The following is a 14516-nucleotide window of genomic DNA, read 5'->3' on the forward strand; positions in this document are numbered from 1 at the left end:
TAAATGGGTTGCGTTTGACACCGGCTCCGGTGACAACGCCGCATGCTTTCCATCACAGATATTTCGATCCGGATTGCCGGGCGGCTCCTGATCGACGACAGCACGGTGCAGATCGTGCCGGGTGCTCGGGTCGGCTTCGTCGGGCGCAACGGCGTCGGCAAATCGACCCTGTTTCATGCGATCCGGGGCGACCTGCCGACCGAGTCGGGCCGCATTACGCTACCGCCGCGCTGGCGCATCGGCAGCCTGGCGCAGGAGGCGCCGGACGGTCCGGAGAGTCTCATCAATGTCGTACTGAAGGCCGATCTGGAGCGCGATGCGCTGCTCGGTGAGGCCGAAACTGCCACCGATCCGCACCGCATCGCCGAAATCCAGACCCGGCTGGTCGACATCGACGCGCACTCCGCGCCGGCGCGCGCCGCGGCAATCCTGAGCGGCCTCGGATTTTCCGCTGCGGACCAGGCGCGGCCATGCTCGGAATTCTCCGGGGGCTGGCGCATGCGGGTGGCGCTGGCGGCGACGCTGTTCTCGGCGCCGGATTTGCTGCTGCTGGACGAACCGACCAACTATCTCGACCTCGAAGGCACGCTGTGGCTGGAAGACCATCTTGCGAACTATCCACGCACCGTCATCGTCATCAGCCACGACCGTGACCTGCTCGACACCTCGGTCGACCAGATCCTGCACCTCGATCGCGGCAAGCTGACCCTCTACAAGGGGACCTATTCCTCCTTCGAGGAACAGCGCGCCATGCGCGAAATGCTGGACGCCAAGCACGCCAAGCGCCAGGCCGACGAGCGCAAGCGGCTGCAGGCCTTCGTCGATCGCTTCAAGGCGAAAGCCTCGAAAGCCCGACAGGCGCAATCCCGCGTCAAGATGCTGGAACGGATGAAGCCGGTTACCGCGCTGGTAACCCAGGATGTGCGCGAAATCACGTTTCCGACGCCGGAGAAGATGCTGTCGCCGCCGATCATCGCCGTCGACGAAGTCTCTGTCGGCTACGACCCGAAAAAGCCGGTGCTCAACCGCGTCACGCTGCGCATCGACACCGACGACCGCATCGCTCTGCTCGGCTCCAACGGCAACGGCAAGTCGACGCTGGTCAAGCTATTGGCGGGCAAGCTGCAACCCTTCTCCGGCCGAATCACACGGGCGGAAAAGCTCTCGGTCGGCTATTTCGCGCAGCACCAGATCGACGAGCTCAATCTCGATGCCTCGCCCTACGATCATGTCCGCAGGCTGATGCCCGATGCGCCGGAAACCAAGGTGCGCGGCCGCACCGGCGCGATCGGATTTTCCGGAAAGGCCGGCGATACCCTGATCAAGAGCCTTTCGGGCGGCGAGAAGGCGCGGCTGTTGCTCGGGCTCGCCACTTTCTTTGGCCCGAACATGATCATCCTCGACGAGCCGACCAACCACCTCGACATCGACAGCCGCGCGGCGCTGGCTGAAGCGATCAACGATTTCCCCGGCGCCGTCATCATGGTCTCGCACGACCGCTATTTGATCGAAGCTTGTGCCGATCAATTGTGGGTCGTCGCCAATCAGACGGTGACAACCTATGACGGCGACCTCGACGATTACAGGCGAATGGTATTGTCGATCGGCGATAAGCGCGAGCGCGGCAGCGAGCGTATCAAGGAAAGCGCAAAACCCGAGCGCGCCAGGAGCGAAAGGCGAACGCCGCTGAAGCAGCGGATCGTCGAAGCCGAGGCCGAAATCGAGCGGATCAGCGGCATCATCGCCAAGATCGACACTGCGCTTGCCCTGCCGGATCTGTTCACGCGCGATCCCAAGCAGGCCGCCCAGCTCAGCAAGGCGCGCGCCGGCGCCGAAAGCGCGTTGCGCCGCGCCGAGGAAGATTGGCTGGAGGCCAGTTCGGAATTCGACGAAGCGGCGGGATAAAACGGATCGTCTTCGGCGAAATTTACGCCGCCGGCTTCTTCTTCGGCTTGGCGCCCCTCGCCGGCGCCACCGGCTCCGGTGCACGCTCGATCGACGTCAGGCGTCCAGCGGTGAAGGTGTAGATGCCGGCCCGCTGGCCGCGCGAATAGTTGACGACAGCCACGCGGTCGCCGCGCGGGTTGTTGGAAAGGCCGACATTGTCGGGCGTACCGATGCCGCGCACGACGTCGCATTCGGTATGGCCGAGCGCCACCGTTCCCGTCGTCGATGGAGGCGGGCTGCCTGCAGCGCCATTCGCCAGCGCATTGGCGTCGGTGCCCGGCGCTGCCATTCCCGGACAAGCGCCGTCGGCACTGACGAGTTCGTCGGGCGTGACCGGCTTGGTCGGGGTCAGCGGCGGCGTTTCGATCGAGACGTTGCGGATAAAGACGCGTCCTGAGCGCTGAAACCAGTCCGCATCCTTCGACAGCAGGTCCGCCCCACCCGCACAGCCCGCCAGCGCAGGCCCGAGCAGCAACAACGTCAGCAGTGGCTTTCGATCGATTGTTCCGCGTCGCACGCTAAACCCAGGCTCCCACCCCTTACTGTAACCATTTGTCCGACCATCACTTTGCGGCACGACCATGGCTACCCGCAAGGTCCAGCGCAGAAACCGCTGATTATCATTAATTCCTGTGGATCGCTATTGCCGCCGCTGCCACCGGCCCCGCTCGTCGGCCTGCCAGTAAGTGACCTCTAGTCCCCGCGCCTTGCAATCGGCCCAGGCCCCGCGCGCAGCCGTCAGCGCATCGGCATCGTCACCGTTGAAGACCAGCACCACCCGCTCGTAGCTGTCGCAGTCGGCCGGCAACGCCGCGTTGTCGATCAGGAACCTGACATTGGCCCCATTCGGATTGCTCTCCTCGATCGAGAGAATGATGGGCTGGTCCTGGGCATCGCCGGCGCGCCATGTGGCGTGCGGCAGGAACGAATCGTCGCTGTAGGTCCACAAATGCGCATCGAGCGCCTCGGTGCGCTCCGGCGAAGTCGATTGCACGACCACGCGCCAGCCGCGCTCGAGCGATTTTTCCAACAGCGGCGGCAATACGCTTTCGAGCGACATGGCCTGCAAATGGTAGAACAGGACTTCCGTCATCGCCTGCAACCGAACTATTTCGTGGCTTCGTAATATTCCGCGACCAGCCGGTCCAGCAGACGAACGCCGTAGCCGGATCCCCAACTGTGGTTGATGTCGGTCTTCGGCGCGCCCATCGCGGTTCCCGCAACGTCGAGATGCGCCCACGGCGTGTTGTCGACGAATCGCTGCAGGAACTGTGCGGCGGTGATCGAGCCGCCGTGGCGCCCGCCGGTATTCTTCATGTCGGCAAACTGCGAATCGATCAGCTTGTCGTATTCAGGGCCGAGCGGCATGCGCCAGACGCGCTCGCCGGTTTCATTTCCGATCTTGCTCAGCCGTTCCGCCAACTCATCGTTGTTGGAGAACATGCCGGAATACTCGGTTCCGAGCGCGACCATGATCGCGCCGGTGAGCGTTGCGAGATCGACCATGAATTTGGGTTTGAACTTCTTCGCCACGTGCCAGAGCACGTCGGCCAGCACGAGCCGGCCTTCGGCATCAGTGTTGATGATTTCGATGGTCTGCCCCGACATCGAGGTGACGATATCGCCGGGACGCTGGGCGTTGCCGTCGGGCATGTTCTCGACCAGGCCGATGGCGCCGACCGCGTTGACCTTCGCTTTGCGCGCCGCGAGCGCATGCATCAGCCCGACCACGCAGGCCGCGCCTCCCATGTCGCCCTTCATGTCCTCCATGCTGGCGGCGCCCTTGATGGAGATGCCGCCGGTATCGAAGCAGACGCCCTTGCCGACGAAAGCAACGGGCTGATCGCCCTTCTTGCCGCCGTTCCAGCGCATGATCACGGTGCGGCCGGGCTGGGTCGAGCCCTGCGCGACGCCGAGCAAGGCGCCCATGCCGAGCTTCTTCATCGCCTTGACGTCGAGCACCTCGACATCGACACCAAGCTTCTTGAGCTGGCTCGCACGGCGCGCGAATTCCACGGGGTAGAGTACGTTCGGCGGCTCGTTGACGAGTTCGCGCGCAATGATCACGCCGTCGACGACATGGGACGCAGGCCCAAGCGCCTTTCGCGCGGCGGCGACATCGTCAACGGCAATCGAAACGTCGGCGCGCAGCGCGCCGTTCTCGCCGTCCTTCTTCTTGGTCTTGTAACGATCGAACTTATAGGCGCGCAACCGGATGCCCGACGCGATCGCGGCGACCGAATCGGGCTGCATCGCCCCCTCAGGCAGTTCGGCGATCACGGTGACCGCTGTGCTGGCGGTGTTGAGCTTGCCCGCCGTCACCCCGCCGAACTTGAGAAAATCCTTCTCCTTGATATCGGCCGTCTTGCCGACACCGACGACGATCAGGCGCTCTGCCTTGATTCCATCCGGCGCCGGAATGTCGAGCGTCGATCCGCTCTTGCCCTTGAACTGATTGGCCGCCGCCGCCCGCTTGACCGTATCGGCCGCCTTCCCCAGCGCCTTCCGCGTCGCCTCGCCGAACTTCAATGCCTCGTCGCAAAACACCACGAGAACGGCGCGGGGGGCAGCGGAAAAAGCGACAAAGCCGACCTTGACGGCGTCGGTCATAGGTAAATCCTCCAGAATTCAGGGCTGTCTTGCGCGGCCGGAATCGGTCCGCATTATGGAATGTTCTCTTCGGTAATGGCCCAAATCGTTCAGGACCTGATGTTTTTGGCACTATGGCCTGTCTGCCGCGCCGCTGCCAAGCGCCGCAGTGGCTGGAAGGCCACATGAGATGAATTCTTAACCGTATCTGGGGGACGCCACGGCCCGGCCATTTTGTTGACGGATCAAAGGGATGGTAGTGAGAATGTAGATGGCTGACGATTGGCGGCCCGACCAATGGGGAACCCTCAATAGGGATTGGTCGGAAGCTGCCCTTTGGGCGTGCAAGGGTGGGATCGTGCGGTAACGATGGGGTCGATCGACAGGTACATTTTCCGCACGACGCTCGCGTCGTTTGCGCTGGTCCTGGTCAGCCTCACCGGCGTGATCTGGATTACGCAGGCGTTGCGCGGCATCGACCTGATGACCAGCCAAGGCCAGACCATCATCACCTTTCTCGGCATCACCAGCCTGGTGATCCCGGCGCTGATTTTGATCATCGCTCCGATCGCGTTGATGATCGCGATCTCCCACACGCTGAACAAGCTCGCCACCGATTCTGAAATCATCGTGATGAGCGCCGCCGGCTTCTCGCCTTTCCGGCTGTTCCGCCCATTTTTCTATGCCACGTGCGTGGTGGCGCTGATGGTTGCCTTCATCGGCTCCTATCTCGCCCCCGACGGCATGCGCCGGATCAAGCAATGGGATGCCGAAATCACGGCCGACGTGCTGACGAATATCCTGCAGCCCGGCCGCTTCGCCCAGCTCGACCAGAACCTGACGATTCGGATCCGCGAACGCCAGCCGGGCGGCGTGCTCGCCGGCATTTTCGTCGACGACCGCCGCGATCCCAAGGAGCGCGTCACCATCATCGCCGACCACGGCACGGTGCTGAAGAACGAGAACGGCTCCTATCTGGTGCTCGAGGACGGCAATCTCGAACGTTTCGAGACGGGAAAACGCGATCCGGCCTTTGTGGCGTTCGTTCGTTACGCTTTCGACATGTCGAAATTCTCCAATCGCGGCCGCGACGTCGCGCTGGGGATTCGCGAACGCTATCTCTGGGAGCTGATCTCGCCCTCGGAGAACGATCCGGTTTTCAAGCAATTGTCCGGACAGTTTCACGCCGAGCTGCATGACCGTTTCCTGGCGCCGGTCTATCCCTTCGCCTTCGCGGTGCTGACCTTTGCCTTCCTCGGCACGCCGCGCACCACGCGCCAGAGCCGCAATTTTTCGATCGGCGGCTCCATCGTGGCGGTGTTTGGCCTGCGCATGGCGGGATTCGCCTGTTCCGTAATGACGGTGAAGACGCCAAGCATGGCTCTCGTGCAGTATTCGATGCTGTTCGGCGCGATCGGCGTCGGGCTGTGGATGATCATCGGCGGCATCGTGGTGGAGCCGCCGGCCGCGCTGATGGAGGCCATCAACAGGTCGAACGCACGCCTCGCTCGGCTCTTTGGACGGCCCGCCACCGCATGAGCATGATGACCAACACGCTCGGGCGATATTTTGCCGGCCGCTTCCTGATCTCGGCGGTGGGCGTGTTTGCGAGCATTTTCGTGCTGCTCGTGCTGGTCGATTACATCGAAATGGTCCGCAAGACCTCCGGGCTGGTGTCGGCATCGGCGATCACGGTGGCGCAGACGTCGCTGTACCGGGTACCGCAACTGCTCGAAAAGCTGATGCCGTTCTGTGTGCTGATCGGCGCGATGACCTGCTATCTCGCGCTGTCGCGGCGGCTGGAGCTGGTGGTGGCGCGTGCGGCCGGCGTATCCGCCTGGCAGTTCATTTCGCCGGCGCTGGCAAGCTCGATCATCCTCGGCACCCTGGCGACGGTTGCCTACAACCCGATGTCGGCCAACCTGCGCGAACTGTCCAAGCGGATGGAGGCCGAACTGTTCGGCTCGACGCCCGGCGGCGGCATTCAGGATGCATCCGGCTTCTGGCTCAACCAGGTCAACAGCGACGGCCAGTCGATCATCAATGCGGCGCGGAGCGAGCAGCAAGGTGTCCGGCTGACGGGACTGACCGTGTTCCGATTCGATACCGATCTCCAGTTCAAGGAGCGAATCGAGGCGCGCGAAGCCTCCCTCGAAGAGGGCCGCTGGGCCTTCAAATCGGTACGCCGATACTCCTTGGATAAACCTCCGGTTGATCAGGAGAACTATTACCTCTCAACCACCCTCACCCCGGCCCAGGTTCGCAACAGTTTCTCGACCCCGGAAACCGTGTCTTTTTGGCAACTGCCCGGCTATATCCGTTCGTCCGAAAGCTCCGGCTTCGCGACTGCAGGCTACCGATTGCAGTACCATAAGCTCATCGCACAGCCATTTTTGCTGGCTGCAATGGTGATGTTGGCGGCTTCCGTCAGCCTTCGCTTCTTCCGGATGGGCGGCGTGCAAAAGATGGTTTTAAGTGGCGTGGGCGCAGGGTTTCTGCTCTACGTTCTATCGAAAGTTACTGAGGATTTGAGCAAGGCTGAGTTGATGCATCCCATCGCTGCGGCGTGGTTGCCTGTATGTGTGGGCGGCCTCACCGGCTTCTTAGCCTTGCTGTACCAGGAGGACGGGTAGTGGCCGTTGTCGCCGCCCGCCAGTTGAGGTCGCCTGCGTTCAGGCGGCGCACCACCGTGCGCCGCTATCGAGCCCGCTTGGCCGCCGTTGGCGTACCTATGTTTGCCCTGCTCACCGGACTGGTTTTCGGCGGCACAATCGAGCTTGCCCTGACGGCTCCCGCCGCGGCGCAAAGCTTCACCTACAATCCGCGTCCGCCCAAGCCGCCGCCGCGCCCTGTCAACAACGACGGCAGGATGCTCGTGCAAGCCGTCGAGGTAGACTACGACTACAACAACCAGCGCGTGTCGGCGGTCGGCAACGTGCAGATGTTCTACAACGGCACCAGCGTGGAGGCCGACAAGGTCATCTACGACCAGAAGACCAAGCGGCTGCATGCAGAAGGCAACATCCGCCTGACCGATGCGGAAGGCAAAGTCACCTACGCCAACATCATGGATCTGAGCGACGACTACCGTGACGGTTTCGTCGACTCGCTGCGCGTCGATACGGCTGACGATACGCGCATGGCGGCGACGCGCGCCGACCGTTCCGCCGGCAATTACACCGTGTTCGAAAACGGCGTCTATACCGCCTGCGCGCCGTGCAAGGACAATCCGAAGAAGCCGCCGCTGTGGCAGGTCAAGGGTGCGCGCATCATCCACGACCAGACCGACAAGATGCTGTACTTCGAGAACGCACAGCTCGAATTCTTCGGCGTGCCGATGGCGTATCTGCCGTATTTTTCGACGCCCGATCCGACCGTCAAGCGCAAGACGGGCTTCCTGATGCCCGCCTACAGCTCAAACTCGACCTATGGCTACGCCGTCGAGACCCCGTTCTACTGGGCGATCGCGCCGGACTATGACGCGACGTTCAATCCGCGCTTCACGACGCGGCAAGGCGTGCTGTTACAGGGCGAATTCCGCCAGCGGCTGATCAACGGCTCGTACCAGATCCGCGCCTACGGCATCAATCAGCTCGATCCTGGCGCGTTCGCCGGCCTGCCCGGCGATCGTGACTTCCGCGGCGGCGTCGACACCAAGGGCCAGTTCGCCCTCAACGACAAATGGGTCTGGGGTTGGGACGGCGTCCTGCTGTCGGACTACTTCTTCTTCTCGGACTACCGGCTGGCCCAATACAGGGATCCGCTGGGCTCGTTCCTGACCCTGCCGACGGAAGCGATTTCGCAGCTCTATCTGACCGGTGTTGGCAACCGCAGCTTCTTCGACGCGCGCACGATCTATTATCTGAGCTATTCCGGGAACCAGGATCAGGTCCCGGTGATTCATCCGGTCGTTGACTACTCCAATGTCATCAACCACCCGATCTTCGGCGGCGAATTCAGCTACAAGACGAACTTCACCAGCCTCTCGCGTGAAACGGCGACCTTCGATCCGATCACGACATTGGCCAACACCGCCAGCCTGTGCACGACGACGTCCGCCGATCCACTGGCGCGGACGCCGTCGCAATGCCTGATGCGCGGCTTCCCCGGCACTTACACCCGCGTGACGGCCGAGGCGCAATGGCGAAAGTCGTTCACCGATCCCTTCGGTCAGATCTGGACGCCGTTTGCGATCCTGCGCGCCGACGCGATCAATGCCTCGGTTTCGAACCAACCAGGTGTTTCGAATTTCCTTCCTGTCGGCGACACCCAAGCGCTGCGCCCGATGCCGGCGGTCGGCCTCGAATATCGCTACCCCTTCATCAACGTTCAGCCCTGGGGCACCACCACGATCGAGCCGATTGCGCAAATCATTGCGCGTCCGAACGAGACCTTCGCCGGCCGGCTGCCGAACGAAGATGCGCAGAGCATGGTGTTCGACGCCAGCAACCTGTTCGCGATCGACAAGTTCTCCGGCTACGACCGCGTCGAGGGCGGCGGCCGCGCCAATGTCGGCGTGCAGGCGACCACGCAGTTCGATCGCGGCGGCAGCGTCAACGTGCTGTTCGGCCAGTCCTACCAGTTGTTCGGCCTGAATTCGTATGCGGTGCAGGACCCGACCAATACCGGCCTCGAATCCGGCCTGCAGAACACCCGGTCCGACTATGTCGCCCGCGTCAATTACTCGCCGAACCGGACCTATACGTTCAGCGTGCGCTCGCGCATGGATGAGGCGACGCTGAACGTCAATCGCTTCGAAGCCGAAGGACGCGCCTCGTTCGACCGCTGGTCGGTCAGCATGATGTACGGCAACTATGCCGCCCAGCCGGAACTCGGGTATCTGACCCGCCGCGAAGGCCTGCTCGGCAGCGCATCAATCAAACTGGCGTCGAACTGGGTCGTTTCGGGAGCCGCTCGCTGGGATCTTGAAGCCAACAAGCTGAACCAGTACATCATCGGCGCCGGCTATGTGGACGATTGCTTCGTGCTGGCCGCCAACTACGTCACGTCCTATAGCTACTCCGCCGGGACGACGCCGCCGGTGCTCAATCACGCGTTCATGGTGCAGATCGGCCTACGGACCATTGCGAATTCGTCCTCGTCGACCGGCACCAGCGGCCTTCAGTAGCGTGAGGCCCGACCTTGCCGGAGAATACCCAGCGCCGCGCGGTACGAATTGGTTGATACGACTGATATGACCATGACGACCATTAAGCTCCTTCCTTGCCGATTTTGGTCCCTGATCGCCGGCGGCGCCGTTGCGCTTGCCGTTCTGGCCGGCGGCGCTTCACCGCTGCAAGCGCAGTCCGTGGCGGTGATGGTGAACGGTGAACCCATCACCACTCTCGATATAGAGCAGCGCACCAAGCTCAACTTCCTGACCACGCGGAAGCAGATGCCGCGGAAGGAGGTGATCGAGGAACTGATCGACGAAAAGGTGAAGATCAAGGAAGCCAAGCGGTTCGGCGTCGACCCTACGGCGAGCGATATCGACCAGGCCTTTGCCGGGATGAGCCAGCGGATGCGTATCTCGCCCGAACAGTTGACCAAGTCGCTGGAGAGCCAGGGGGTCCGGCCGGAAACGCTGAAGGCCCGCCTCAAGGCCGAGATGGTCTGGGGCAGCCTGGTGCGCGGCCGTTTCAAGGAGAGCCTCCAGGTCGGCGAGAAGGACGTTGCCGACGCCGCCCAGCAAAGCGGCGAAGCGACCCAGGCGGACGCGTTCGAATACAGGCTGCAGCCGATCGTGCTGATCGTGCCGCGCGGCTCGGCGCCAAGCGCGATCGACTTGCGGCGCAAGGAGGCGGAGTCCTTGCGCGAGCGCGTCCAGAGCTGCGAGCAGGCCAACTCTTACTTCAAGTCGATGCAGAATGCCGCGATCCGCGGCATCGTCACCAAGACTTCGGCCGACATTCCCGGCCCACTTCGCGAGCTCCTGGACAAGACGCCGATCGGTCGCCTGACCCCGCCCGAAATCACCAAACAGGGCGTGGAGATGGTGGCGTTGTGCGACCGCAAGCCGACCAAGATCGATACGCCGAAGAAGCGGGAAATCCGGGAAAAGATGTACACGCAGAAGTACGAGGCAAAGTCGAAGGCTTACCTGGCCGACATCCGCAAAGCCGCGATGATCGAATATCGTTGATGCATGGCAAAGCCCCTCGCGCTGACATCCGGCGAGCCTGCGGGCGTCGGCCCCGACATCGCCCTTGAAGCGTGGCGGCGGCGCAGTGAGCTGGACCTCCCGCCGTTCTACCTGCTCGGCGACCGCGCCTTCTTCGCCGAGCGAGCGAAGATCCTGGGATTGCCGATCGACCTCGCCGACGCCGTGCCCGAGGAAGCGAGCACGGCATTTGCAAGAGCCCTGCCCGTGGTCGCAACCGGCGAAATCGCAACCGCGCGCCCCGGACAGCCCGACCAGACCAGCGCGAGCGCGGCGCTTGCCTCGATTCGCCATGCGGTCGACCATGTCAGGTCCGGACGCGCCGGCGCCATCGTCACCAACCCGATCGCCAAGAGCGTGCTCTACCGCGCCGGATTCCGCCATCCCGGCCACACCGAGTTTCTCGCCGAGCTTGCCGCCGATGGCGGCCGCGTGCCGCAGCCGGTGATGATGCTGTGGTCGCCGGCGCTCGCCGTCGTACCCGTGACCATCCATCTTTCGCTGCGCGAGGCGCTGGCAAAGCTTTCGGCCGAGCTGATCGTCACGACGGCCCGGATTGCGGTTGCGGATCTGAAAGCCCATTTCGGCCTTGCCCAGCCACGCCTTGCAATATCGGGCCTCAACCCGCATGCCGGCGAGGACGGCTCGCTCGGCAGCGAAGACATCGACATCGTAGCACCCGCCGTCGAAGCGCTGCGCGCAGAAGGCATCGACGCCAGGGGCCCGCTGCCCGCGGACACCATGTTTCACGCCGCGGCGCGCAAGACCTATGACTGCGCCATCTGCATGTATCACGACCAGGCGCTGATCCCGATCAAGACCATTGCGTTCGATGACGCCGTCAACGTCACGCTCGGATTGCCGTTCATCCGGACGTCGCCGGACCACGGCACCGCTTTCGACATTGCCGGCACCGGCAAGGCCAACCCGTCAAGTCTCGCCGCAGCACTGCGGCTCGCCGCCCGCATGGCGGCGACGAAACCTTCATGAGCGCGATCGACGATCTGCCGCCGCTGCGCGAGGTCATCCGCGAACATTCCCTGTCGGCCCGCAAATCGCTCGGCCAGAATTTTCTGCTCGACCTCAACCTCACCGCCCGGATTGCACGCGCCGCCGGCCCGCTCGAAGGCGCAACGATCATCGAGGTCGGCCCCGGCCCCGGCGGCCTGACGCGCGCGCTGCTGGCGCTCGGCGCCAAACGCGTCATCGCGGTCGAGCGCGACGAGCGTGCGCTGGCTCCACTCGATTACATCTCCAAGCGCTACCCTGGCCGGCTTGAGATCGTGCACACTGACGCACAGCGCTTCGATCCCCGCCCCATGCTGGGCGGCGAGCGGGCAAAAATCGTCGCCAACCTGCCCTACAATATCGCAACCGCGCTTCTCGTGGACTGGCTCTCGATCGAGCCATGGCCGCCCTGGTACGACATGATGGTGCTGATGTTTCAGCGCGAGGTGGCCGAGCGCATCGTCGCCAAGGAGAACGACGAGGCCTACGGCCGGCTCGCGGTGCTCGCCAACTGGCGCTCCGAGACCAAAATCCTGTTCGACATTTCCCCCGCCGCGTTCGTGCCGCAGCCGAAAGTGACCTCCTCGGTGGTGCGGCTGGTGCCGCGTGAGGCACCCGAGCCGTGTGACCGCCGCGCGCTCGAACAGGTGGCAGCCGCCGCCTTCGGCCAGCGCCGGAAAATGCTGCGGCAGAGCCTGAAATCGCTCTCGGTCGATCCGGCCCGGCTGGCCGAGGCCGCGCATATCGACGCGACCAGGCGCGCCGAAACCATTCCAATCTCCGGCTTTGTTGCCATGGCCCGCGAATTGACCGATATACGAAGCATAAAAACCTAAAACGCCCCGAAGAAACTGCTCGAGGAGATGATGCCATGGCGCTGATGCGTCGCCAGTCCCTGGTCAAGTTCGATGCGCCGTTGTGCGAAACCATCGTCGACACGCCGAAGCCGAAAGGCAGCGAAGTCCTCGTCCGCATCGAGCGCTGCGGTCTCTGCCATTCCGACCTGCACATCCAGGACGGCTATGCCGATCTCGGCGGCGGCAAGCGGCTCGACACCACGCGCGGCATGACGCTGCCGTTCACGCTCGGGCACGAGATTGCCGGCATCGTCGATGAAGTCGGTCCCGATGTCTCGACGGATCTGATCGGAAAGAAGCAGGCGGTATTCCCCTGGATCGGCTGCGGCCAGTGCCGCGACTGCGCCAATGGCGACGAAAACCTCTGCGTCAAGCAGCGCTTCCTCGGTGTCTCCATCGATGGTGGCTTTGCCACTCACGTGCTGGTGCCTAACGCCAAATATCTGCTGGATTACGATCCGCTGCCGGTCAACCAGGCGGCGACGCTGATGTGCTCGGGCGTCACCGCCTATGGCGCGCTGAAGCGGCTGGTCGACCGCCCGCGGCAGCGCAACCTTTTGCTGATCGGGCTCGGCGGCGTCGGCATGATGGGGCTTTCATTCGCGCAGGCGATGTTCAAGCAGAACATCACGGTCGCCGACCTCTCTCCTGCCGCGCGCGAGACCGCGCTGCAGAACGGCGCAGCGGTTGCCTACGATCCGGCCGAGCCCGAGGTCATAAGGCGCATCCTGAAAGAAACCGAGGGCGGCTTCGACGGCGTCGTCGATTTTGCCGGCAATGAGAAGTCGATGGCGTTCGCCGTTGCGACGGTCGCACGCGGCGGCAAGATCGTGGTGTCCGGCCTGATGGGCGGCAATTTCAGCCTGCCGATGGTGCAGTGGGTCTACAAGCGCATGACCGTCGAAGGTTTTATGGTCGGCACCCTCGCCGAGGCCAAGGAATTGATGGCCCTCGCCCGCGCCGGCAAGATCAAGCCGACGCCGATGAAGGAGGAGCCGATGGCCGACGTCCAGAAATGGATCGACGAGCTGCGCGCCGGCAAGGTCGTGGGACGTATCGTGCTGAAGAACTGAGGCGGACGACCGTTACGCCGACTTTGGCTTCGACAGTTCTTGAACGGCCCGGTGCGCGACAACGTCCAGTCCGCCCAAGGTGGTGTTTCCCTCCTCTGCACTCTGCATCAGCTTTCGGGCGACGTATTTGCGGCTTTCATGATCGCCGCCGTTGGGAAAGCGGCTGCAGGCTTTTTCCAACGCTACTTCCATGTTTGCAATCGTGCGGTCATCCAATTTAGCCACGACGTCACCTCCCCGGGGTGAACAAAGCCAACCGACATCCCTTGCGAGTACAACGATCATTGAATGATAGCACTTTCGGGAAAAAGCGGGAATAGCGGAAGGCACCTCGCCGAGAGGCGACGTGCCCTCCTTGCAAACTTCCCGGATGGTATGCCTGATGCCTACTTCCCGAGCGCCGCCTGCGGCGTGTTGCGAAAGCTGATTGCCATACGGTTGTAGGCGTTCATCAGGCCGATCGCGATCGTGAGGTCCACGAGCTCGCGCTCCTCGAACACGGCACGGGCGGCCTGATAGGCTTGATCCGGCACGCCGGTATCGGCTACGCGCGTCACCGTCTCGGCCCATGCAAGCGCGGCGCGTTCACGCTCGTCGAAGAGATTGCCGGCTTCCGCCCACGCCTGCACCAGCGCGAGTTTTTCGATCTTCTCTCCCTTCTTGAGCAGGTCGCGCGTGTGCATGTCGAGGCAATAGGCGCAGTTGTTGATCTGGGAAATTCGCAGGTAAACCAGTTCGACCAGCGCAGGAGGAAGTCCGCTCTGCATGACGTAGCCGTAGACGCCGCCCAGTGCTTTGACGCCTGCCGGCGCGATCTGGTTATAGTCGAGACGCTTGCTCATTTTCTTGCTCCTTGATGACTGTTCTTGCTGGGGCGCGCCG

Annotated in this window: 13 protein-coding genes; 8 read left to right on the forward strand and 5 right to left on the reverse strand. The window is 63.2% G+C overall.

Annotated elements, in window-relative coordinates; translation table 11 throughout:
• Window positions 1–42: 42 nt before the first annotated feature.
• A complete protein-coding gene (locus LMTR3_RS10905; protein WP_065745043.1) occupies window positions 43–1905 on the forward strand; it encodes an ABC-F family ATP-binding cassette domain-containing protein in 1863 nt (620 codons plus the stop codon).
• Window positions 1906–1927: 22 nt separating this feature from the next.
• On the opposite strand, the gene LMTR3_RS10910 is transcribed toward LMTR3_RS10905, so the two are convergent.
• From LMTR3_RS10910 to LMTR3_RS10920, 3 genes are all read right to left on the reverse strand, one after another.
• Entirely contained in the window at window positions 1928–2464 is a 537-nt protein-coding gene (locus tag LMTR3_RS10910; RefSeq protein ID WP_065745044.1) for a hypothetical protein, read from the reverse strand.
• A 123-nt stretch (window positions 2465–2587) separates the two neighbouring features.
• A complete protein-coding gene (locus LMTR3_RS10915; protein ID WP_065745045.1) occupies window positions 2588–3040 on the reverse strand; it encodes a DNA polymerase III subunit chi in 453 nt (150 codons plus the stop codon).
• A 14-nt stretch (window positions 3041–3054) separates the two neighbouring features.
• A complete protein-coding gene (locus LMTR3_RS10920; RefSeq protein ID WP_065745046.1) occupies window positions 3055–4557 on the reverse strand; it encodes a leucyl aminopeptidase in 1503 nt (500 codons plus the stop codon).
• 348 nt (window positions 4558–4905) lie between these two features.
• On the opposite strand from LMTR3_RS10920, the gene lptF reads away from it, so the two are divergent.
• From lptF to LMTR3_RS10955, 7 genes are all read left to right on the forward strand, one after another.
• Complete coding sequence (gene lptF, locus LMTR3_RS10925; RefSeq protein ID WP_065745047.1) at window positions 4906–6075, forward strand: LPS export ABC transporter permease LptF; 1170 nt, start codon at window positions 4906–4908, stop codon at window positions 6073–6075.
• Entirely contained in the window at window positions 6072–7169 is a 1098-nt protein-coding gene (lptG, locus tag LMTR3_RS10930) for an LPS export ABC transporter permease LptG (protein ID WP_065745048.1), read from the forward strand. The genes lptF and lptG overlap by 4 nt, the downstream gene beginning before the upstream one ends.
• 98 nt (window positions 7170–7267) lie before the next feature.
• Window positions 7268–9664, forward strand: a complete 2397-nt coding sequence (locus LMTR3_RS10935) for an LPS-assembly protein LptD (RefSeq protein WP_084029527.1) — start codon at window positions 7268–7270, stop codon at window positions 9662–9664.
• 72 nt (window positions 9665–9736) lie between these two features.
• Window positions 9737–10678, forward strand: coding sequence for a SurA N-terminal domain-containing protein (locus LMTR3_RS10940; RefSeq protein WP_065745599.1), 942 nt, complete (start codon window positions 9737–9739; stop codon window positions 10676–10678).
• Window positions 10679–10681: 3 nt separating this feature from the next.
• The gene (gene pdxA / locus LMTR3_RS10945; RefSeq protein ID WP_065745049.1) at window positions 10682–11686 is read left to right on the forward strand and encodes a 4-hydroxythreonine-4-phosphate dehydrogenase PdxA; all 1005 of its coding nucleotides are present in this window, start codon (window positions 10682–10684) and stop codon (window positions 11684–11686) included.
• Window positions 11683–12540, forward strand: a complete 858-nt coding sequence (gene rsmA, locus LMTR3_RS10950) for a 16S rRNA (adenine(1518)-N(6)/adenine(1519)-N(6))-dimethyltransferase RsmA (RefSeq protein WP_065745050.1) — start codon at window positions 11683–11685, stop codon at window positions 12538–12540. The genes pdxA and rsmA overlap by 4 nt, the downstream gene beginning before the upstream one ends.
• Window positions 12541–12575: 35 nt before the next feature.
• Complete coding sequence (locus LMTR3_RS10955; RefSeq protein WP_065745051.1) at window positions 12576–13634, forward strand: alcohol dehydrogenase; 1059 nt, start codon at window positions 12576–12578, stop codon at window positions 13632–13634.
• Window positions 13635–13646: 12 nt separating this feature from the next.
• Here LMTR3_RS10955 and LMTR3_RS10960 read toward each other — a convergent pair whose 3' ends face one another.
• Together LMTR3_RS10960 and LMTR3_RS10965 are read right to left on the reverse strand one after the other, a co-directional pair.
• Window positions 13647–13859: a hypothetical protein gene (locus LMTR3_RS10960; RefSeq protein ID WP_245319827.1), complete on the reverse strand. Its 213-nt coding sequence runs from the start codon at window positions 13857–13859 to the stop codon at window positions 13647–13649.
• A gap of 161 nt (window positions 13860–14020) precedes the next feature.
• The gene (locus LMTR3_RS10965) at window positions 14021–14476 is read right to left on the reverse strand and encodes a carboxymuconolactone decarboxylase family protein (RefSeq protein WP_028346476.1); all 456 of its coding nucleotides are present in this window, start codon (window positions 14474–14476) and stop codon (window positions 14021–14023) included.
• Window positions 14477–14516 lie beyond the last annotated feature (40 nt).

This window comes from Bradyrhizobium sp. LMTR 3 (assembly GCF_001693485.1).
In the GTDB taxonomy this organism is placed as follows: domain Bacteria; phylum Pseudomonadota; class Alphaproteobacteria; order Rhizobiales; family Xanthobacteraceae; genus Bradyrhizobium.

Excerpts from the sequence above, each read along its gene's own strand:
- LMTR3_RS10905 (WP_065745043.1), top strand. The coding sequence starts at position 43 with ATGCTTTCCATCACAGATATTTCGATCCGGATTGCCGGGCGGCTCCTG.
- LMTR3_RS10915 (WP_065745045.1), bottom strand. The coding sequence starts at position 3,040 with ATGACGGAAGTCCTGTTCTACCATTTGCAGGCCATGTCGCTCGAAAGC.
- LMTR3_RS10920 (WP_065745046.1), bottom strand. The coding sequence starts at position 4,557 with ATGACCGACGCCGTCAAGGTCGGCTTTGTCGCTTTTTCCGCTGCCCCC.
- lptF (WP_065745047.1), top strand. The coding sequence starts at position 4,906 with ATGGGGTCGATCGACAGGTACATTTTCCGCACGACGCTCGCGTCGTTT.
- lptG (WP_065745048.1), top strand. The coding sequence starts at position 6,072 with ATGAGCATGATGACCAACACGCTCGGGCGATATTTTGCCGGCCGCTTC.
- LMTR3_RS10935 (WP_084029527.1), top strand. The coding sequence starts at position 7,268 with ATGTTTGCCCTGCTCACCGGACTGGTTTTCGGCGGCACAATCGAGCTT.
- LMTR3_RS10940 (WP_065745599.1), top strand. The coding sequence starts at position 9,737 with ATGACGACCATTAAGCTCCTTCCTTGCCGATTTTGGTCCCTGATCGCC.
- pdxA (WP_065745049.1), top strand. The coding sequence starts at position 10,682 with ATGGCAAAGCCCCTCGCGCTGACATCCGGCGAGCCTGCGGGCGTCGGC.
- rsmA (WP_065745050.1), top strand. The coding sequence starts at position 11,683 with ATGAGCGCGATCGACGATCTGCCGCCGCTGCGCGAGGTCATCCGCGAA.
- LMTR3_RS10955 (WP_065745051.1), top strand. The coding sequence starts at position 12,576 with ATGGCGCTGATGCGTCGCCAGTCCCTGGTCAAGTTCGATGCGCCGTTG.
- LMTR3_RS10965 (WP_028346476.1), bottom strand. The coding sequence starts at position 14,476 with ATGAGCAAGCGTCTCGACTATAACCAGATCGCGCCGGCAGGCGTCAAA.